20 protein-coding genes and 1 riboswitch are annotated in these 19,363 nt (G+C 42.9%); of the genes, 2 read left to right on the top strand and 18 right to left on the bottom strand.

What is annotated here, in order from left to right; translation table 11 throughout:
- Positions 1-26: 26 nt before the first annotated feature.
- The gene (locus QWY16_RS06375; protein WP_300992112.1) at positions 27-263 is read left to right on the top strand and encodes a YuzB family protein; all 237 of its coding nucleotides are present in this window, start codon (positions 27-29) and stop codon (positions 261-263) included.
- Positions 264-533: 270 nt separating this feature from the next.
- Here the strand turns inward: QWY16_RS06375 and QWY16_RS06370 are convergent, their stop codons facing one another.
- From QWY16_RS06370 to QWY16_RS06325, 10 genes are all read right to left on the bottom strand, one after another.
- A complete protein-coding gene (locus tag QWY16_RS06370) occupies positions 534-1,298 on the bottom strand; it encodes a TIGR01457 family HAD-type hydrolase (protein WP_300992110.1) in 765 nt (254 codons plus the stop codon).
- On the bottom strand, positions 1,285-1,743 hold the full coding sequence (locus tag QWY16_RS06365) for a DUF86 domain-containing protein (protein ID WP_300992108.1): 459 nt from the start codon (positions 1,741-1,743) through the stop codon (positions 1,285-1,287). The genes QWY16_RS06370 and QWY16_RS06365 overlap by 14 nt, the downstream gene beginning before the upstream one ends.
- Before the next feature lie 84 nt (positions 1,744-1,827).
- The gene (locus tag QWY16_RS06360) at positions 1,828-2,154 is read right to left on the bottom strand and encodes a YutD family protein (RefSeq protein ID WP_300992107.1); all 327 of its coding nucleotides are present in this window, start codon (positions 2,152-2,154) and stop codon (positions 1,828-1,830) included.
- A 15-nt stretch (positions 2,155-2,169) separates the two neighbouring features.
- On the bottom strand, positions 2,170-3,093 hold the full coding sequence (gene lipA / locus QWY16_RS06355; protein ID WP_300992106.1) for a lipoyl synthase: 924 nt from the start codon (positions 3,091-3,093) through the stop codon (positions 2,170-2,172).
- 155 nt (positions 3,094-3,248) lie between these two features.
- The gene (locus tag QWY16_RS06350) at positions 3,249-3,371 is read right to left on the bottom strand and encodes a methionine/alanine import family NSS transporter small subunit (protein WP_300992105.1); all 123 of its coding nucleotides are present in this window, start codon (positions 3,369-3,371) and stop codon (positions 3,249-3,251) included.
- Between the two features lie 13 nt (positions 3,372-3,384).
- Positions 3,385-4,905 carry a sodium-dependent transporter gene (locus QWY16_RS06345; protein WP_300992104.1) on the bottom strand — a complete coding sequence of 507 codons (1,521 nt, stop codon included), beginning with the start codon at positions 4,903-4,905 and terminating at the stop codon, positions 3,385-3,387.
- 191 nt (positions 4,906-5,096) lie between these two features.
- On the bottom strand, positions 5,097-6,674 hold the full coding sequence (locus QWY16_RS06340) for a Na+/H+ antiporter NhaC family protein (RefSeq protein ID WP_300992103.1): 1,578 nt from the start codon (positions 6,672-6,674) through the stop codon (positions 5,097-5,099).
- Between the two features lie 110 nt (positions 6,675-6,784).
- Positions 6,785-6,967: riboswitch (Lysine riboswitch) on the bottom strand.
- Between the two features lie 70 nt (positions 6,968-7,037).
- Entirely contained in the window at positions 7,038-8,381 is a 1,344-nt protein-coding gene (locus QWY16_RS06335; RefSeq protein WP_300992102.1) for a bifunctional metallophosphatase/5'-nucleotidase, read from the bottom strand.
- Positions 8,382-8,394: 13 nt separating this feature from the next.
- The gene (locus QWY16_RS06330) at positions 8,395-9,222 is read right to left on the bottom strand and encodes a sulfite exporter TauE/SafE family protein (RefSeq protein ID WP_300992101.1); all 828 of its coding nucleotides are present in this window, start codon (positions 9,220-9,222) and stop codon (positions 8,395-8,397) included.
- The gene (locus tag QWY16_RS06325) at positions 9,222-10,082 is read right to left on the bottom strand and encodes a DUF72 domain-containing protein (RefSeq protein ID WP_300992100.1); all 861 of its coding nucleotides are present in this window, start codon (positions 10,080-10,082) and stop codon (positions 9,222-9,224) included. The genes QWY16_RS06330 and QWY16_RS06325 overlap by 1 nt, the downstream gene beginning before the upstream one ends.
- Before the next feature lie 184 nt (positions 10,083-10,266).
- Between QWY16_RS06325 and QWY16_RS06320 the strand changes: the two genes are divergently transcribed.
- Positions 10,267-11,097: a DNA alkylation repair protein gene (locus QWY16_RS06320; RefSeq protein WP_300992099.1), complete on the top strand. Its 831-nt coding sequence runs from the start codon at positions 10,267-10,269 to the stop codon at positions 11,095-11,097.
- 545 nt (positions 11,098-11,642) lie between these two features.
- On the opposite strand, the gene sufB is transcribed toward QWY16_RS06320, so the two are convergent.
- The 8 genes from sufB to QWY16_RS06280 form a co-directional block, all read right to left on the bottom strand.
- Complete coding sequence (gene sufB, locus QWY16_RS06315; protein WP_300992098.1) at positions 11,643-13,040, bottom strand: Fe-S cluster assembly protein SufB; 1,398 nt, start codon at positions 13,038-13,040, stop codon at positions 11,643-11,645.
- A gap of 20 nt (positions 13,041-13,060) precedes the next feature.
- Positions 13,061-13,501 carry a Fe-S cluster assembly sulfur transfer protein SufU gene (sufU, locus tag QWY16_RS06310; protein WP_300992097.1) on the bottom strand — a complete coding sequence of 147 codons (441 nt, stop codon included), beginning with the start codon at positions 13,499-13,501 and terminating at the stop codon, positions 13,061-13,063.
- Complete coding sequence (locus tag QWY16_RS06305; RefSeq protein WP_300992096.1) at positions 13,491-14,720, bottom strand: cysteine desulfurase; 1,230 nt, start codon at positions 14,718-14,720, stop codon at positions 13,491-13,493. Before QWY16_RS06305 ends, sufU begins: the two co-directional genes overlap by 11 nt.
- Complete coding sequence (gene sufD / locus QWY16_RS06300) at positions 14,720-16,024, bottom strand: Fe-S cluster assembly protein SufD (RefSeq protein WP_300992095.1); 1,305 nt, start codon at positions 16,022-16,024, stop codon at positions 14,720-14,722. Before sufD ends, QWY16_RS06305 begins: the two co-directional genes overlap by 1 nt.
- Before the next feature lie 18 nt (positions 16,025-16,042).
- On the bottom strand, positions 16,043-16,828 hold the full coding sequence (gene sufC, locus QWY16_RS06295) for a Fe-S cluster assembly ATPase SufC (RefSeq protein WP_300993321.1): 786 nt from the start codon (positions 16,826-16,828) through the stop codon (positions 16,043-16,045).
- Positions 16,829-17,092: 264 nt separating this feature from the next.
- The gene (locus QWY16_RS06290; RefSeq protein WP_300992094.1) at positions 17,093-17,248 is read right to left on the bottom strand and encodes a YuzK family famiily protein; all 156 of its coding nucleotides are present in this window, start codon (positions 17,246-17,248) and stop codon (positions 17,093-17,095) included.
- Between the two features lie 195 nt (positions 17,249-17,443).
- Complete coding sequence (locus QWY16_RS06285) at positions 17,444-17,974, bottom strand: hypothetical protein (RefSeq protein ID WP_300992093.1); 531 nt, start codon at positions 17,972-17,974, stop codon at positions 17,444-17,446.
- A gap of 99 nt (positions 17,975-18,073) precedes the next feature.
- Positions 18,074-19,246, bottom strand: coding sequence for a dicarboxylate/amino acid:cation symporter (locus QWY16_RS06280; RefSeq protein ID WP_300992092.1), 1,173 nt, complete (start codon positions 19,244-19,246; stop codon positions 18,074-18,076).
- Between the last annotated feature and the right edge of the window lie 117 nt (positions 19,247-19,363).

Here is a 19,363-nt window from a genome sequence, read left to right as displayed (position 1 = left end):
GATTTCGTAGTAGTGAGGTGACCAAAATGAAACCGATTGTGGAGTTTTGCATCAGCAATATCGCAAATGGATCACAAGAGACTTTTGAAAAACTAGAACGGGACCCTAACTTGGACGTATTGGAATATGGCTGCTTAAGCTACTGCACAAAATGTTCAGAATCCCTGTACGCACTCGTTAACGGCGAAATCGTAGAAGCCGATTCTCCTGAAGAATTAACTCAGAAAGTCTATGAATTTATAGAAGAAAATCCTTTATTTTAAGCCGTTGGAAAACGGCTTTTTTATTTATTGTCCAGACTCCAGCGCCCAGATTCTAGGGTCATAAGCCATCCAGCTGTCCAGTCTGCAGCACCTAGCCCCTCGAGTCGCTTCGGCCTTGTCGATAATGGCAAGGAACGCCATTCTCTTCAAGCCCTCCAGCGCTTGTCGGGACTGAACAGGCGCTTCCGCTTTTCGCACTGTGTGGCAAAAAGCGCCACTTCGCCGGGTCACCTTATGCCCGTCGAATCTATACGGGCGCTTGCGCTTTTCTTATATGTCCCAAAACCCTAGATGTTCCAGCACATGCGTCGGCTGGATGTCTTTTTTTATGACGTCTTCCATTGGAGTGACTCCTGTATTGACATGGACGGTGTCGATTTCAAAATGAACGCCTGCCAAGATATCGGTATCGTAATTATCACCGATCATGACCATATCGCTTTTATCAAAATCATGTTCATACATGATGGCATCAAGCATATGCCCTTCCGGTTTGCCGATATATATAGGCTCCACTCCGGTAGAAACGGAAACGAGTGTGGTAAATGCTCCGTTCCCCGGCACCAATCCTCTTTCTGATGGAAAGGCCAAATCACGGTTCGTGGATATGAATACCGCTCCTTTTCGGACTTCCAGGCAAGCGGTCGCCAGTTTATCATAATTCACATTCGGATCGATGCCCATTACCACAATATCTGCATCTTTTTCAACACGCGAGATGCCTTCTTGCTCCAATGCCTGGCTGAGTCCATCAGAGCCAATCATAAAGACGCTTCTGTTTGGATACCAGCGCTTGATGTATTTAGCAGCGGCAATAGCGGAAGACATGATCTGGGATTCCGTTGTCTCAATGCCAAAGCGTGCAAGCTTTTGATTCAACTGCTGTTGTGTCATCGACGCATTGTTTGTCACAAAAAACGGCTCAATGCCTTTTAACTGCAGCCTGTGGACAAATGCTGCCGCTTCCGTAACCGGCTCGGTCCCCCGGTAAACCGTTCCATCCAAATCCAGGCAATAAGCTTTATAATCTTTCATTTTTAGACTCCGGCAGAAATGCTGAGACTGGTCCCAGTTCATGTTCTAAATAATATTCGACTTTTGGTCCGAAATCCTTCAAAGATTCAAGGCGGGAACCGATTACAGCCACTAGTTCCTGATGGTCCACTTTCATGAATTCACGCACCAGCATCTTCCTCAATTCGACTACTTGCTTTAATGGTTCATCCATTTCTGCAGTAATCACTTTTTCATCAACCAAGATGTCTATGATATCCTCATAACTTCCCGGATCACGCATAATGAAACCATCAATCATCGAGTTTCCTACATCAATGATTGATTCGATGATATTATTCGCCAGGCGCTCCAAGGCCAACTGATCGACTAAAGTAGACCATTCCTTCTTTTCTTCATATAATTCCACCAGTGAAGACATATAAGCCACTGTCTCTGTAATTTTATTTCTATCAATAAAATACATCTAAAACCCTCCATTAAACGAATGCTTGTTTCAAATTTTCTCTTCTTTATCATATCATATAGACATGAAAAAACCCTCGCCAGATTATGAATCTGTTTCGAGGGTTTCCGTTTGCTGCTCTTCAACCGGAGCTGGCGCTTTGCCGGTCTTTTTAATGACAAAATAAGCACAGCCAAAATTGCAGTATTCATATAAATAATCCTGCAAGGTGCTGATTTTTGTATCATATGTTGCTTTATGATTGGAATCTTCAAAGAAACCTTTTAAGCGCAGTTGCCCATAGCCCCAGTCGCCTAATATATAATCGTATTTCGCAAGGATTTCGCTGTAGCGATTTGCTAATGCTTCTTGTTGAAATCCCTCCCGATAATCGATTATGATTTCATATTCCCATTGATCTAATGTAATCATCTTCGTCACCACCCATTAGCTGTTAGAAACAGCTGCTTGTATATCCCCAAGACGTTGACGCTCTTTTGCTGCTGCATTCACTTGTTCATCGGCATGGTAGCTGCTCCGCACAAGCGGACCTGCCTGGCAATGCGAGAATCCTTTAGTCATCGCAATTTCCCACAGTTCCTTAAACTCTTTTGGTGAATAGTATTTCTGAACCGGCAAATGCTTTTTGGACGGTTGCAAATACTGGCCAATTGTCATGATATCAACATCGTTTGCGCGCAAATCGTCCATCACTTCGATAATTTCCTCTTTTGTTTCACCCAGTCCAAGCATCAACGATGACTTCGTCGGAATTTCCGGGCGAATATCTTTAGCACGCTTCAAAAGTTCAAGAGAACGATCATAAGTGGCACGGGCTCTGACTCTTGGAGTCAACCGGCGCACTGTTTCAATATTATGGTTTAAAATATCAGGTTCTGCAAGCATTAAGCGTTCCAGATTTTCATACACACCGCCCATATCAGAAGGCAGGACTTCCACTGTTGTAAATGGATTTAAACGTTTGATGGCACGCACAGTTTCAGCAAACACTTCCGATCCGCCGTCTTTCAAATCGTCCCGGGCCACTGCGGTAATTACCGTATGCTTTAAGTTCATCAATTGCACAGACTTCGCTACGCGTTCCGGCTCTTGCAAGTCCAATTCATTCGGCAATCCAGTCTTGACTGCACAGAATCGGCACGCACGGGTGCATACCGCTCCCAAAATCATAAAGGTAGCAGTCCTACGGGTACCCCAGCACTCGTGGATATTCGGGCATTTCGCTTCTTCACAAACGGTATTCAGATTATTTTCCCGCATCATTTTCTTCAAATCTGTATAGTTCTCATTTGTATTAAGCTTAATCTTTAACCAATCGGGCTTTCTTAGATGTTCCTGTTTGACTGACACGCGCATCGTCCCCATTCTATTCAGCTTTATGTATGATTATTCTTCCCTTCCAAATGTACCATAAAGATTCACTGCCTACAACATAGCAAAATTTCCCATGTGGCAATGTCGACATATAAAAACCCGGAAGCGTTTATGCTTCCGGGCTGACATTTTTAAGCGTTTCCTCTTGCTTTATTTGCTCTGCTTTTGCTGACGGCATGAATGATGCTTGCTACTAATCCGCCCCAAATGATGACCATTCCGATAATCATTACTACGATTGCGCTTGTTGACATCGTATACGCCCCCTTATTTTTCTTCTTTAAATTCTGCGTAATCTTTATGCCATTTTCCAAAAGAAGCCAAAACGCCTAAGATGATGGCCGCTGCAGCTACTGTTACTCCAGCCGACATGATAAACATATTGGAATAGCCTTCATAGTTTCCATTGTCTGTATCGAATTGTTTTAGAATGTTCACTCTAAACAAACCGAACATCATGTAACCTAACACGATTGGTGTCACAATGCCTAAGCAGAATTTCCACCAGCCGCCAAGGCGGATATCAGAAATGCCATTGGCGTGGTCACGCAGCATATCCGCTTTTCGGAATACCCACACCACTAAGATCACTTCCACTAAACCAATGAAAGCTACACCAAACTGATTGATAAAGTAATCGACTACATCAAGGAAGTACAGACCGCCTTGAGTAGCAAACAAAATCGAAATCAAAGCAGCCAAACCTCCGCCGAAAGCTAAAGATTTGTTCCGGGTAATGCCAAATTTTTCTGAAACGCCGGCAACATACGTTTCTGTTATTGAAATCAATGAAGTCAACCCGGCAAGCGTTAATGATAGGAAGAAAAGTGCTCCAAAAAAGCCATTAAATCCTGGGAATTCATTGATGATCTGCGGGAATACAACGAACGCTAAACCGACACCAGCCGTAGCTACATCGGCAACCGCCACTCCTTGCTGGTTTGCCATGAACCCTAGAGCCGCAAATATCCCAATACCGGCAAGCAACTCGAATGCCGAGTTGGCAAATCCAGTAATAAAAGCATTATTGGTTAAATCTGATTTTTTCGGAAGGTAACTTGCGTAAGTAATCATGATGGCAAATGCTACTGATAAACTAAAGAAAATATGGCCGTAGGCAGCGACCCAAACAGCTGGGTTCATAAGCTCTTCAATGTTCGGTTTGAAGAAAGCATCAAGCCCCATCAATGCGCCGTCCAAAGTTACAGCACGTATTACGACAATCAAGAAAATGACAACAAGCGTCGGAATAAAGATGCGGTTTGCCAGTTCAATCCCCTTTTTGACACCGGCAAACAAAATCCCAAGAGTAATAATCCAAGTAAACGCTAGTGGAATAAAGACTCCCCATACAATTCCGCCCGTTTGTCCAGGCTGCACGGTTAATTGTAAAAATTCATTAAATAAGAATCCTTCTGTATCTGTTCCCCATGCTAGATTGAACGAGAAAATGGTATAGCGAATTGCCCATGCAATGATTACGGCATAATAACAAGATATTACAAACGATACAAAAACCGCCCACCATCCAAGCCATTCTAATTTTTTTCCGCTCATTCTAAAGAATGACAATGGCGCTGATCCACGAAACTTTTGTCCAATGGTGAATTCCATAATTAAAATTGGGATTCCTGCAGTTAGCAGTGCGAATAAGTACGGTATAAAAAATGCTCCTCCACCATTTTCATAAGCGACGTATGGAAAACGCCAAATGTTTCCTAGTCCTACCGCGGAACCGATTGCCGCCATGACAAAACCGGCTCGCGTACCCCATTGCGAACGTTCCATTTTTGTTCCTCCTTTGTTTCTTCCAATTCCCTGACAGAAAAATAGGAAGTTTGTTTATTTTCAGATTATTAGCTAATCTAAAAATAGTATAACGAGAGGATTTGGCAAAGTAAAGGAATTTCCGATAAATTTCCCACAAAGCTATTACTAAAATAATAAAAAAGCAGAGAATTAAATTCTCTGCTTTTTCTTTACTGCGTATTGACTTGCTTTTCAACTACAGACCCTTGTTTAGACCAAATTGTAAACAATATCACTAGAATAACAATAACTGAAGTTAACGCCATCCAAAGTGATCCCGTAACACCTATGACGATATACCCTACTGCCCCTATTGCTGCAGCAGTCAATGCATAAGGCAATTGGGTCAGAACGTGGTCCATATGATTGCTTCCTGCTCCTGTTGACGACAAAATTGTTGTATCGGAAATTGGAGAGCAATGATCCCCAAATACTGCACCTGCTAAAACTGCAGCCAATGCCGGCAATAAAAGCTCAGGTGCCGCTTGGGCCATGATATTTCCTGCAATCGGCAACAATATCCCAAACGATCCCCAAGAAGTTCCTGTTGAGAAAGCCATAAATCCAGCTAATACATATAACAAAACCGGCAATACCGCAGTCGGCAAGTTCCAGGCAGTTACCAAGTCAGCAAGATACGTACCTGTTTGAAGAGCATCGATTAAATAGCTCAATGACCAGGCAAATATTAAAATGAAAACTGCTCCTGACATCGATCGGATTCCTTCCGAAATTCCTTTTGCCATCCATGTAACATTCGCAGATTTATTTTGTTTGAACTGTCTCACATACAGCAGAACAGATGAAATTGCTCCAAGCAATCCGCCTATCAATAATGACAACGGCACATCCGTATTCTCGAATATCAGCCAAATATCAAAAATCTGGCCAGCGTTCTGGTAACCTGTATAAAGCATAGCTCCGATGGTTCCTGCCAGCAGCAATAAAATTGGAAGCAGTAAATCGATCACCCTTCCATGAGAATGCACTGGAAACTCTTCTTTCATTTCACCCGGAATTGTTTTATTGGCGTCATACAATTCCCCGGTTTCAATAGCAAGTCTCTCATGTTTTTTCATCGCTCCAAAATCCACATCACGAATAGCGATAAAAAAGACGATTGCTAAGGTAGCTACTACATAAAAATTCATCGGCGCCATCCATATAAAAGCTTGAAGCGCAGACATTTGCACATAACTCTGGCCCGCCAAAATCGTCGCTACAATACCGATGATGGCAGCTCCCCAACTGGATACCGGTGAGATTACACAAACCGGTGCAGCGGTCGAATCGATGAAGTATGCCAGTTTGGCGCGGGATACCCGGTAACGGTCGGTAATAGGGCGCGCAACTTGCCCAACGGCCAAAGCGTTAAAATAATCATCGATAAAAATGAGCATGCCCAGCATCACTGTAAGCATTTTCGCGCCTCTTCTTGATTTGATGCGCTTGGATGCCCATTCTGCGAAAGCTAAACTGCCTCCTGACAAGCTGACAAACGCAGTAATAATACCCAATAAGAAGAGAAATAAAATGATATAAACATTATAAGCATTAAAGCCTTCGTCCCAAAAAGTGACGGCAAATGAGTTAAATAATTCCTGCAGCGCTGCAAGCGGTGCAAAAGAAGTCAGGATGAGCGCTCCTGCTACGATCCCTGCCCCAAGCGACAACAGCACACGGCGAGTCAGCAACACCATGACAATCGCAATGATTGGCGGCAAAATCGAAAAAATTGTATTTTCCATGAAAAAGATTCCTCCTGTTTTCTAGGATGGAAGAGAAAGAAAAAAAGCTGACCGTGTCCAAATGGATACAGTCAGCTTTCTACAATTCGTCTGTGCTTCAAAACATCAAACAACCCTGTAGCTCTTCGCCTATGATTCATCATAAACGACAGTGGCATTCTTGTTCAGAATACCCCCAGCTCTTTTTTCAGTGACAGCAAAAAAAGAACTTCGGCAAAACTTCCTTTTGGATGTGTTCAACGTTGTCACACTCGCACATCGGACTTATAAGTTTTGCAGCCTCTACCCATCTATTTTTAATTCTTTGTAAGCATAGCTCACTCTTATTATAAAATCAAATGTATATTAACTTTGAATTTTCTTTCATTTAACGGCTTTGCTGCGAAAATATTGGCTGAAGACATCCCGCAAGAATTCCGGCATGAAATACTTTTTTGGAGCGCGTTTCAGTGACGGGAAAAAGTATCCGAATGTGAACATGTCCAATGTGACCAGCTGAAAAGTTTCATTATGTCCTGCCAACTTTCCGCCAATAAACAATTGATGGTTTTTCATTTCCAGATTGATGCGGATGATATTGCCAAATACCGCTCCCCGGAATCCCATGCCTTTCAACTCAATATTGGGCCATTCCGCATTTAATGACTGCTGGTAGATTTCTTTCAATTCAGCGCCAGTCAGACTGATGAGGCATGGATTAATCGGATGAGGCAGCATTTTATGGAAATCATAACGGGTCGTTTCCCCGACCGGCATGTCTTCCATAAATAATCCTGCATTGAAGATGGCGCAATCAGCTCCAGAGAATTCCAGCAGCGCTTCTCCGAACAGTTCAGCCAGCTGGGAATCTTTAAACCATTCCGCTTTCAGTTCATCTTCATTGTAAAAGACCGGTTCATTCAATTGTGATTTCCCTTGCTCGATGAGCATGTCATTAAAGTCTTCATCTGATCCACGAAGCGAAGACGTTTCAATCAATTCGGCTTTTTTCTCATGAATGGCCGGTTCAATCGTTACATGGCCAATATACATGCCAAATTTGCCAGCCGCCCCGAGCAATGTATCCCCGATCATTTTTCCTTCATGAAAAATGTGATGCGTATGTGCTCCCAGAATCACATCAATTTCCGGGCATAGTTCCGCCAAATACTCATCTTCTTTCACGCCAAGATGAGAAAGGCAGACAATTAGATCCACTTCATCTTTAATGGCTTCTACAGCCTCTATAATGGCATCCTTGGCATCAGTGATTGTCCATCCCAGCCGTTTATAGAAAGGGGTAAACTCAGCGGTTGCTCCGACCAGTCCAATCGTTAAGCCTCCTTGAGTTTTCAGCAGCTGGTAAGGTTTTGCCCATTCGGGGCGTTTGCCATCCGGCTCATATAGATTAGCTACAATCACATCGAAATCCGCTTGCACATATAATTCTTCCAATTCTTTTTTTGACAGCGTTATGCCTTCATTATTGCCTATTGTCACAGCATCGTATTCAGCATCATTTAATAACTCTACGTTGCCTTTTCCGGCAGTCCCTTCAGTGTATGGATGAGACCGGTCAACATGGTCCCCAATATCAAGGATTAAACAAACATCTCCTTCTTCCTGATGCCACCGTTTTCGTTCACTCAATAAATTCTTGATGCGAGGCCAATTGGAAAAATGGCTATGCAAATCGTTTGTATGATAAATATGAATGGTTTCACCCATAACTTACACCTCTTTAAGAACTAAATAATCCTTCGTAAATTGAACGCAGTCCCAATAATAACAAAGCAATCCGCAAGATAGCTACTAGCGTCTCTGATTTCAGTTTTTTGTTTAACGCCGCCCCTACCTTCGCTCCTATATAAGCCCCTGGCACTACCGCCAATGTATAGATCCAGGGAACATTGCCAAGAGACATATGGGTGATGGAGTTTACAATCGATGATAAAAAGACCATGAACATTGAGGTTCCGACGGCAACATGCGGTGGAAACAAAAATAGTAAAATCATGGCTGGCACCATAATTGATCCGCCACCGATACCAAACAAACCGGAAGCAAAGCCTACTGCGAAAGTCAGCAATAGAGCGGCCCACACGGGATAACCATACACATATTCTTGGTTCATAGAGTCTTTGAACTTTATTTTTCTGCCATTATTAACAAACCATTGCACTTTTTTCAACCGGTTCCGGACCAACAGTAATACGGAAAGAAATACCAGTAAGATGCCAAAATATAAGTTAAAGGAAGGCAAATCCAATCCTTTATTTACAAATGCCCCAATAATGGTTCCAGGTACACTGCCAATAAAAAAGATAAAGGCGCTCTTATAATCGACCGTTTTTACTTTCATATAAGAAAGAGTTGAAGACAATCCAGTAAAAATCATCATGATCACGGATAGCCCGACAATTTTCTGCGGGGTCAATTCCGGGAAAAAAGTAAAAGCTGTTCCGAGAAAAAGCATAGACGGAACTAAGATAACGCCACCGCCTAAGCCGATTAAAGCACCGACGATTCCTGACAGTAAGCCAACAATCGCGATTAATACAAATTCCATCAAAATTCACCTTCAAATAAGTCTAATTGTTTTTCGCTTAAGCCTTTAAATTCTAAATCATTCATCTGCTGAAACTCTTTTGCGTCTCCTGCGGCATGGCCCCCGGAATTATTATTAAAAATCACATAAACCTGATCCGTTGTTTTTTCCAATTCCGCTACCGCGCGACTGATTTCCTGCAGTTCTTTTTGGTTGTAATCGTATAAATAGCGGACTTCCCGCCATTTCTTGGCATTGCCGGTGTTCAGCCAGCCATGTACATTGCGGCCGTGCAGGCGCAGCAGCACTTTGTCTCTGCGGGTAGAAATAGGCACCAGAGGAATAGAACCATCCCCTGCCTGCGGTTCATCACAAACTGAATGGATCAAGTTGTTTTCTTTTAAAAATTCTATTGTTTTATCCCGCAATTCCGGCGCGTACCAAGATTGATGGCGAAACTCAATCGCCAAATCGAACTCTTCAAGACGCGCAGTAATTTCCCGGATTTGCTCAACATTATCCCGCTGGCAATCAAACCAAGGCGGAAATTGAAGCAGCACCATCCCCAGTTTCCCTGCTTCTTTCATCGGCCGAATCGATAAGCGAAACGCTTCGAACATTTCATCCCGGCTTGCAAATGGGTTTTCTCCACGCTGATGGCCGGTCATGCCTTGGTATGCTTTCACGACGAACTGAAATCCTTCCGGCGTTTCATTGATCCATTTGCGGATATTGCGTTCCGGCTGGACTGCATAGAACGATGAATCCAATTCTACAATTGGAAAATGCGCGCTATAATCTATCAGCTTTTCTGTTTTCTTTGAACCTGGGCTATAGACATCCGGATGGTCGCCCCAACCCGTCAACCCTACATAAATCATCGTTCCGCCTCCATTCATCGTTGTTATTTTATGATAGCATAGAAAAAAAAGAACGTCTTTTTTTAGGTTTACTCTCTACTTAATAAAAGAGTTCCTTTTCAAAAGTCATTTTGATGGCCGCTAAATAATATTCCAAAGACTGTGCTACACTTTTTAAAAGCTTATTTTAGGAGATGAAGCCATATTGAAAAAAGAATGGGACCACCAAGGAATTATTGAGAAATTTGAAGCCAATCGCAATGAGGAACTGGCTGTACCGATGGCAGCCTATATGAGAAACCAATTCCCTTTTTTGGGCATTAAAACACCTCTGCGTAATGCGTTGCTGAAAGAGCAGTTTTTGGAATACCAATTGCCGGCACCGGAACGATTGGCTGAAGAAGTTTTGAAAATCTATGATCTGCCGGAACGGGAATACCAGTATGCTGCCATCGCTTTGCTTGAAAAAATGAAAAAGCACTTATCGGTTGATGAATTGCCTTTTCTGCGTCAATTAATTGAAAGCAAGTCCTGGTGGGACAGTGTCGATTCTATAGCTCCCCGGATTGTCGGGCATGTGATACAAATAGATTGTGCTGCCGGAACCCCTATCATGTTTGAATGGACTGAAGCCGGCAATATTTGGACAAACCGTGCCGCTATCCTCCATCAATTGAAGTTCAAACATCAGACAGACACTGCAGTGCTTAGCCGCATTATATTGCAGCATGCCGGTTCTTCTGAGTTCTTCATCCAAAAATCCATCGGCTGGGCGCTGCGCGAATATGCAAAAACCGATGCCGACTGGGTCCGTTCATTCGTATCGGCTCATCGCTTGATGCCCCTCAGCAAACGGGAAGCGCTGAAGAATATAAATGACATAAAAAAGCCCGACGCATCGCCGGGCTTTTCAGGCTGCCGAGAAATTCATATGTTCTTCTTTCATTTCGCTCCAGGACGGACGCTTTCCGTGGGGTGCGTCCTAAGCCTCCTCGCTCGCTGGCAAAAACCTTGTGCTCCTGCATCGCTTCGCTAGCTTCGTCGCAAATGAACGGGCAAACTGCTTTTGCCCCATTCATTCCCTGCGGGGTCTCAGGGCTCACACTATTCCCACAGGAAAGGCATCAGCCAACCATAGTTGGGTGGTGCCTTTGCGACGAAGCGCCTGGCGCTGCAGGAGCACATCTTTGCCCTTCGCCGCCTTCCGCTGCATTCAACTTCCTTTTATCACCTTTAGAGATACTCTGAAATAGGGAGCTGATTCGGAAAGCTCTTCAATGTTTGTATCTGCTCCTTAGATATGGAGCCAACCAGCGGAGAAAACCGTACTGCTCCTGCAGTGCTGCGCACTTCGTCGCAAAGACTTAGCCTCGCAGGCGTCGGCTAATGTCTTGCCTGCGGGAAAGCGAGACAGCCGAGACCCTGCAACGCACTTTCATGTTTCGAAGCGGCTTGGCGCTCGCCCGCGGCAAGCGGAGCTGGTTGGCGGAATATCCGTAAAATGATCAAAACTAAATAATTTTCAACTTTTTCAACAACCTAAAAAGCCCGACGCATCAGCGCCGGACTTTTTATTATTCATTAACCGATAGAGCCTTCCATTTCGAACTTGATCAAGCGATTCATTTCTACCGCATATTCCATTGGAAGTTCTTTCGTGAATGGTTCGATAAAGCCCATTACAATCATTTCTGTCGCTTCTTGCTCAGAAACGCCGCGGCTCATCAAGTAGAACAATTGCTCTTCAGATACTTTTGAAACTTTCGCTTCGTGCTCCAAAGATACGTTATCGTTCAAGATTTCATTGTACGGAATTGTATCAGATGTTGACTGATTATCCATAATCAATGTATCACACTCAATGTTTGAACGAGCGCCATCAGCTTTACGGCCGAAGTGAACGATGCCGCGGTAAGATACTTTACCGCCTTGTTTCGAAATGGATTTCGAAACGATTGAAGATGAAGTGTTTGGAGCCAAGTGAATCATTTTCGCTCCAGCATCCTGGTGCTGTCCTTTACCGGCGATTGCAATCGACAAAGTCATGCCGCGTGCGCCTTCGCCTTTCAAGTAAACAGCTGGATATTTCATAGTCAACTTCGAACCGATGTTGCCGTCGATCCATTCCATTGTACCGTTGGCATCAACAAATGCACGTTTCGTTACAAGGTTGTAGACGTTGTTTGCCCAGTTTTGAATCGTTGTATAGCGGCAATAAGCATCTTTTTTCACGATAATTTCTACTACAGCAGAGTGCAGGGAATTTGTCGTGTAAACCGGTGCAGTACAGCCTTCTACATAGTGAACGCTTGCGCCTTCATCAACAATGATTAACGTACGCTCGAATTGGCCCATGTTTTCCGAGTTGATGCGGAAATAAGCTTGAAGCGGTGATTCCACTTTAATGCCTTTCGGGACATAGATGAACGATCCGCCTGACCATACTGCCGTATTCAAAGCTGCGAACTTGTTGTCTGCAGCTGGAATAACTGATTGCCAGTATTCCTTGAACAAGTCTTCGTTTTCACGAAGTGCAGAACCGGTATCTTTAAAGACGATACCCATGTCTTCCAATTCCACTTTCATGTTGTGATAGACTACTTCGGATTCGTATTGTGCAGAAACACCGGCAAGGTATTTTTGCTCAGCTTCAGGAATCCCCAGCTTGTCGAATGTCGCTTTGATTTCTTCTGGTACTTCATCCCAAGAAGTTTGGCTCGCTTCAGATGGTTTTACATAATACGTAATTTCATCGAAGTTCAAGGAATTCAAATCTCCGCCCCATTGTGGCATTGGCATTGAGTAGAATAATTTAAGAGCTTTTAGACGGGATTTCAACATCCATTCAGGTTCTTCCTTGATGTTTGAAATTTCTCTAACTATCTCTTCTGTAAGTCCACGTTTTGATCGGAACACCGAAACATCTTTATCGTGGAACCCATATTTATAATCACCGATCTCCGGCATTTTTTTTGCCATCGTCGTTCCTCCGTTCTATGTTACGATTTTTCTTCGCTTTGCACGCCTTTTTCCATGGCTTTCCATGCAAGAGTAGCACACTTAATACGAGCTGGGAACTGGGAGACACCTTGTAATGCCTCAATATCCCCTAAATCAATTGAATCATCGTACTCTTTTCCCAGCATCATATCCGAAAAGATATGTGAAAGTTTTAACGCCGTATCTACATCTTGCCCTTTAACTGCTTGTGTCATCATGGAAGCTGATGCCATGGAGATTGAACAGCCTTCCCCATCAAACTTCGCGTCTTTGACAATATTGTCTTCGACTTGAAGGGTCAGCTGAATGCGGTCTCCGCAAGTAGGGTTATTCATTTCTATATTGACACTGTTTGATTCAAGTGCACCTTTGTTGCGCGGTGTTTTATAGTGGTCCATTATGACTTGGCGGTAAAGTTGATCCAAATTATTAAAAGACATTATTGAAATACTCCTTTGCTGTACGCAGCCCTTCTACTAAACGATCGACATCCGATTCGTTATTGTATAGATAGAAACTAGCGCGTGCTGTAGCTGTCACATTAAGCCATTTCATCAGCGGCTGCGCACAATGGTGTCCCGCGCGGACAGCAATGCCACTCATATCAAGAACAGTTGCAACGTCATGAGGATGTACGTCATTCAAATTGAACGTTACAATGCCGGCGCGTTTTTGAGGATCTCGGGGACCGTAGATTTCAAGCCCTTCGATACCGCTCATTTTATCCATTGCATAAGCAGCCATGGCATGTTCATGCTGTTCAATATTGTTCAATCCAATTTCGTTCAGGAAATCGATTGCAGCGCCAAGCCCTACTGCTCCTGCGATAATTGGAGTTCCGCCTTCAAATTTCCAAGGCAGCTCTTTCCATGTTGAATCATATAGGCCGACAAAATCAATCATTTCTCCGCCAAATTCAACAGGTTCCATATCATTCAATAATGCTTTTTTGCCATATAATACGCCGATTCCTGTAGGCCCGACCATTTTATGTCCGGAAAAAGCGAAGAAGTCACAATCAAGCTGCTGAACATCAATTTTTAAATGAGGTGCTGCCTGCGCACCGTCCACAACAAGAAGCGCGCCATTTTCATGAGCAATCTGTGCAACTTCTTTTACCGGGTTCATCGTGCCAAGCACGTTGGAAACATAAACCATGGAAACGATCTTTGTGCGTTCAGTTATAGCTGCCCGTACCTGCTCCAACGAAATGGTTCCATCTTCTTCAAGTTCAATATATTTAAGAATGGCTCCGCGTTCTTTAGCTAATTGCTGCCACGGAATGATATTGGAATGGTGCTCCATATACGTGATAACAATTTCGTCGCCTTCATCCACGTTTGCTCGGCCGTAGCTTTGCGCTACGGTATTGATGGCAGTCGTCGTACCGCGGACAAAAATGACTTCTTCAGTTGAACTCGCGTTGATGAATTTCTGGACTTTTTCACGTGCGCCTTCATACTTTTCCGTCGCCCGGTTGCCGAGCGTATGAACGCCTCGGTGAACATTGGAATTGTCGAACTCATAATAGTTTTTCAACGCTTCAATCACTTGCACCGGTTTTTGGGAAGTGGCGGCACTGTCCAGATAGACAAGTGGATGGCCATTTATTTCTTGGTTCAGTATTGGAAAATAGCTTTTTATCTCTTGGTTGATCATTAGCGGACTTTCCTTTCGATAACCTCCGTCAATTGCTTTTTAACGCCTTCGATTGGCAGCACATTTACCACTGGTGCCAAGAAGCCGTGAATAACAAGACGTTCAGCTTCCTGTTTTGTAATACCGCGGCTCATCAAATAATACAATTGAAGCGGATCTACTCGGCCAACTGAAGCAGCGTGACCTGCAGTTACATCGTCTTCATCGATCAACAAAATCGGGTTTGCATCTCCACGGGCTTTCGGGCTCAGCATCAGTACACGGGATTCCTGTTCAGCATTCGCTTTAGTGGCACCATGTTCGATTTTGCCAATGCCGTTGAAAATAGCAGATGCAGCTTCTTTCATAACACCATGCGTCAGGATCTGGCCATCTGAGTTTTTGCCCCAATGCGTTACGGTCGTCGTAAAGTTCTGTTTTTGCGAACCTCTTCCAACAACGACAGTTTTTGTATCTCCTACCGAATTGTCGCCAACCAGGTAAGTTGTGTTTTCAGAAATCGTGTCGCTGTCATTCATCATGCCGAGTGCCCATTCGATGCTTGCATCACGTTTGGCGACCCCGCGGCGGTTAACATAAGTAGTAAATCCTTCAGCCAATACATCAACTGCTCCATAAGTGATTTTCGCATTGTCTTCAGCAATAACTTCAGAAACAATATTCGCCAAACCGTTCGCTTTTGGAACTGTTGAAATATATGTTTCGACATAAGTCACTTGGCTGCTGGTATCTGCTACAACCAATACATGGTTAAACAATGAAGCATCTTCATTGTCATGAATAAATACAACTTGGACCGGCTCTTCAACTACGATATTTTTCGGAACGTAAAGGAATACTCCACCGTTCAAAAGTGCCGCATGCAAAGAAGTCAATTTATGCTCTTCCGCTTTAACTGCTTCGTTCATGAAATATTTCCCTACAAGATCCGCATGATCGCGGATGGCCGTGAAAATATCCGTTAGGATGACACCTTGAGCTTTCAGCTCATCTGATAAAGCTAAATAAGCTGGTGTATTATTATGCTGGATATAAAGGTTTTTCTGCTTCAAGTCCACTAGAGATTTTACTTCCTCAGGCAACTCTGAAAGAGATGCATAAGCAGCACTATCTGTAGAATGGACTGGGAATTCAGTAAAGTTCCAGCCCGTTATTTTTGTTTTATCGGGTTTCGGCAGCGGCAATACTTCCGCAGCTGCAAGCGCTTGTACGCGCAAGTTCGTAAACTCTTCAGGTTCTGACTTTGAAGCCGAGAAGGAGCGCACGTCCTGCTCGGTTATTTTTAAATTTGTTTCAACCGTCACGTTAGTTTCCCCTTCCAATTAAGCTTCTTGTCCTACAGTCTCATCTTCAATTCCAAGTTCAGTTTTGATCCAGTCGTAGCCTTCTGCTTCCAATTTATGAGACAATTCTTCTCCGCCGGATTTAACTACACGTCCTTGCATCATAACGTGGACATGGTCAGGAGTGATATAGTTCAACAAACGCTGATAGTGAGTGATGATCAAGCAGCCGAACTCTTCACTTCTCATCTGGTTAATGCCATCTGCAACAACTTTCAAAGCATCGATATCCAATCCAGAGTCGATTTCATCTAAAACAGCGATTTTTGGTTTGATCATCATCAACTGAAGGATTTCATTGCGTTTCTTTTCCCCGCCTGAGAAACCTTCGTTCAAATAACGTTGAGCCATATCCTGTTCCATATCAAGGACTTCCATTTTTTTATCAAGTTCGCGAATGAATTTCATCAATGAAATTTCGTCGCCTTCCGCACGGCGGGCATTCATCGCTGAACGCATAAAGTCAGCATTGGTAACTCCCGAGATTTCGCTTGGGTATTGCATGCCAAGGAAAAGACCGGCGCGGGCGCGTTCATCAACTTCCATTTCCAATACGTCTTCTCCGTCTAAAGTGATCGTACCTGATGTTACTTCATATTTTGGATGCCCCATGATAGCAGAAGCCAAAGTTGACTTGCCTGTTCCGTTAGGTCCCATGATGGCATGAATTTCACCTGTATTAATTGTTAAATTTACACCTTTTAAAATCTCTTTTCCTTCGATTTCAACGTGTAAATCTTTAATGACCAAAGTTGACATGTAAATACCTCCATAAAGTTGATGTTGAATGGCAAACCATTCTTAATTAGTATCATTCTAATCTTAACCCAAATCAACCTTAGTAGCAAATCATTAAACCGGATAGCAATTTAAGAAATAAGCTTTTAAAAATACTGTATTTTCCTTATACCCCTAACATGATACACATAGAAAATTGAATATTTTAATTTTCAATGGAAAGGTTCTAAATGAGAATATATATCAATAAAAAAACCAGCGCCTTTTGGCACTGGATTCTTCCTTACTATATCAATGACGGTGTACCAGACGTTCTAAACGCGCAGCTACTTGCTGGCCTTGCTGATAGTCCTGTTCTCTACGTTGCTCTACTACTACAATTTTATCAGTGTCGTTTTGATATTCATCAATACCAAATCCGTGTACATCTCGAAATGCCTGTTCCATTTTCTCTGTATGCTCTATGCCATTTGAATCGATAGTGAACCATTCCTTTCGAATTTTAAAGTCAATTATATTATACCCTTATCTTTCTTGATAAAACGCTGACATGTTAATTTGTCAGAAAATAGAACTATTGTCATGCTTACTGAAAAACAATAGAAAAAAGGCCCAGCTTGAAATTGCTGGGCCTTTAACTATTTATTTTGCTACTTCTGTATATAGGCTTGAAGGGTTAAGTTCTTGCGCTTTTAGCAAGTCATTGAGTTTTTCATCTGCTTCGGCAAATTTTGCAATTGCAGCTTCGAAATCCGCTTCTTTTGTTAGTTCATCCGCTTTCATATCATATGATTCTTCAATAGAACCAAGAGCTGTTTCGATATCCTTTTTTTGATCAGCCAAAGTTTCCGGAATCTCGATCCCCTCTACCGCTGCTGCTATTTTCTCGGCAGATGCCTTCGCTGCATCTTTCATCGCTTGCAAGTCAGCGCCTTCTGGAAGAGTGCCTTCTGTCTGGTTTATTTCAAATGTATTCAAGTCGGCATCTGTGGCGTTAATCGTTTTAGATACCGACATGTAAAAACGCATGAATTCCTGTTTTGCATTTCCTGTTTCTTGAGCTGTTTTTTCAGTTTCCTTTTGTTCTTCGGTTGTTTCTTCTGTAGCAGTTTCTTCACTGCACGCCCCCAACAAAAGAGCTGCTAAAAAACCAATCATTAGTAATTTCTTCATTCAAAATCCCCCTTAGATATAAAATCCTTAGCTATAATAGCATAGCTTGTGGAAATCGTATACATAAGGGGGAATTGCCGAAATTCATAGAATTTCCTATTATTGCAACACTTTTTTACCGTTTGTGAAACGGTCGACAATCATAGCTAAAGCTCCGTCACCTGTTACGTTAGTAGCTGTACCAAAGCTGTCTTGAGCCAGATAAAGAGCAATCATTAAAGCAATCATTGTTGAATCGAAACCTAGCATTGCTTCCAGTAAACCGATCGCTGCCATGACAGCTCCACCCGGTACCCCCGGAGCGGCAATCATTGTTACGCCGAGCATAAAAATGAAAGGCAAGAAACCGACGAAAGTCGGCATATCACCAGTCAGTAGCAAAACACCGATTGCACACGAAACGATGGTGATTGTGCTTCCTGATAAATGAATTGTTGCAAATAATGGTACAGCGAAATCTACTACTTTCTCATTTGCTCCTGTTTTACGTGCTTGCTGTACTGTTATCGGAATAGTTGCTGCTGATGATTGTGTACCAAGCGCTGTAAAATAAGCAGGCAGCATTGTTTTCAATAAACGAAGCGGATTTTTTTGATTTAATGTTCCGGCCGTAGTGTATTGAAGCAATAGCATAGCCCAATGCAGGATAAGAATCATAACAAAGACCACTGCAAAGAGTGCCAGGATTTTAGCAACTGCTCCGCCATACGCCATATTGGCGAAAATACCAAAGATATGGAAAGGCAATAACGGAATAATGACATATGAAATTGTTTTTTCAATAATTTTCTGGAACTCATCGAAAAATGAAATCATGGTCTTGCTGCCGGTCGAAGCCATTCCGATGCCGAGCAGAAATGCCAGAATCAACGCTGACATTACACCGAATACAGGCGGCATATCCAAAGCGATGAATGAAGTTGCCAAAGCATTTTCCGGATCCTCAATGCCGCTCATCGAACCAGCTTTCATAAAGTTCGGAAGAATAGTAGTCGCAGCAAAAAATGCAAGAATCCCTGCTACAATCGTAGAGGCATAGGCGAAAAATGTAGCAAGCCCGAGCAATTTCCCTGAACCTTTCCCTAGCTGGGCGATGCCGGGTGCAATAAAACCAAGAATGATTAAAGGTACAACAAAGTTAAGAAAGTTCCCAAAGATCGATGTAAAAGTGGCAAAGATCCGTGCCATCCACTCTGGCGCAAAAGAACCGATTAATACACCTAAAGCGATAGCGACGATAATCCTCGGTAAAAGACCGAATTTAATTTTCATGATGTGTCCTCCCTAGATGAACATTTGTATTTTATTATTATACAAAAGTATCATATCGGTCTAGTAATTAGAATAGATTCTACAATACGCGAAATATTAAAATTATTTTATAAAATA

It is taken from the genome of Planococcus shenhongbingii (assembly GCF_030413635.1).
Classification (GTDB): Bacteria; Bacillota; Bacilli; order Bacillales_A; family Planococcaceae; genus Planococcus; species Planococcus shenhongbingii.
This window is presented reverse-complemented; position numbering and strand designations above follow the sequence as displayed.

Excerpts from the sequence above, each read along its gene's own strand:
- QWY16_RS06365 (WP_300992108.1), bottom strand. The coding sequence starts at position 1,743 with ATGTATTTTATTGATAGAAATAAAATTACAGAGACAGTGGCTTATATG.
- QWY16_RS06305 (WP_300992096.1), bottom strand. The coding sequence starts at position 14,720 with ATGATCAACCAAGAGATAAAAAGCTATTTTCCAATACTGAACCAAGAA.
- sufB (WP_300992098.1), bottom strand. The coding sequence starts at position 13,040 with ATGGCAAAAAAAATGCCGGAGATCGGTGATTATAAATATGGGTTCCAC.
- QWY16_RS06345 (WP_300992104.1), bottom strand. The coding sequence starts at position 4,905 with ATGGAACGTTCGCAATGGGGTACGCGAGCCGGTTTTGTCATGGCGGCA.
- QWY16_RS06285 (WP_300992093.1), bottom strand. The coding sequence starts at position 17,974 with ATGAAGAAATTACTAATGATTGGTTTTTTAGCAGCTCTTTTGTTGGGG.
- QWY16_RS06370 (WP_300992110.1), bottom strand. The coding sequence starts at position 1,298 with ATGAAAGATTATAAAGCTTATTGCCTGGATTTGGATGGAACGGTTTAC.
- sufU (WP_300992097.1), bottom strand. The coding sequence starts at position 13,501 with ATGTCTTTTAATAATTTGGATCAACTTTACCGCCAAGTCATAATGGAC.
- QWY16_RS06335 (WP_300992102.1), bottom strand. The coding sequence starts at position 8,381 with ATGGGTGAAACCATTCATATTTATCATACAAACGATTTGCATAGCCAT.
- QWY16_RS06325 (WP_300992100.1), bottom strand. The coding sequence starts at position 10,082 with ATGATTTATGTAGGGTTGACGGGTTGGGGCGACCATCCGGATGTCTAT.
- QWY16_RS06360 (WP_300992107.1), bottom strand. The coding sequence starts at position 2,154 with ATGATTACATTAGATCAATGGGAATATGAAATCATAATCGATTATCGG.
- QWY16_RS06350 (WP_300992105.1), bottom strand. The coding sequence starts at position 3,371 with ATGTCAACAAGCGCAATCGTAGTAATGATTATCGGAATGGTCATCATT.
- QWY16_RS06375 (WP_300992112.1), top strand. The coding sequence starts at position 27 with ATGAAACCGATTGTGGAGTTTTGCATCAGCAATATCGCAAATGGATCA.
- QWY16_RS06290 (WP_300992094.1), bottom strand. The coding sequence starts at position 17,248 with ATGGAACAGGCATTTCGAGATGTACACGGATTTGGTATTGATGAATAT.
- QWY16_RS06340 (WP_300992103.1), bottom strand. The coding sequence starts at position 6,674 with ATGGAAAATACAATTTTTTCGATTTTGCCGCCAATCATTGCGATTGTC.
- QWY16_RS06330 (WP_300992101.1), bottom strand. The coding sequence starts at position 9,222 with ATGGAATTTGTATTAATCGCGATTGTTGGCTTACTGTCAGGAATCGTC.
- QWY16_RS06280 (WP_300992092.1), bottom strand. The coding sequence starts at position 19,246 with ATGAAAATTAAATTCGGTCTTTTACCGAGGATTATCGTCGCTATCGCT.